The 228-nt window shown below is 67.5% G+C and carries 1 protein-coding gene; it reads right to left on the bottom strand.

The window, feature by feature from the left end:
• On the bottom strand, positions 1-228 hold a 228-nt coding region (locus KVS69_RS20960), incomplete at both ends, for a metallopeptidase TldD-related protein (RefSeq protein WP_254622325.1).

Genomic DNA, 228 nt, shown 5'->3' with positions numbered 1-228 from the left:
TAGCTGCAGCCATGCGATTCGGGATCGCCCAGCAGGTGCACTTCATCGCGGGTGGCCTGGTAGTTGACGAGAATGCCGTCCTTGACCAGGTCCCAGCGCTTGGTCTTGACCCCCTCGTCGTCGTAGCCCACCGCACCCAGGCTCCCCGGGGCGGTCTTGTCGGCAAAGAAGTTGACCCGCTCGCTGCCCCAGCCGTAGGCGGCGGCGCGCTTGGCCAGCGGGGCGAAG

Source organism: Stenotrophomonas sp. GbtcB23, assembly GCF_019091045.1.
Lineage (GTDB): Bacteria > Pseudomonadota > Gammaproteobacteria > Xanthomonadales > Xanthomonadaceae > Stenotrophomonas > Stenotrophomonas rhizophila_A.
This window is presented reverse-complemented; position numbering and strand designations above follow the sequence as displayed.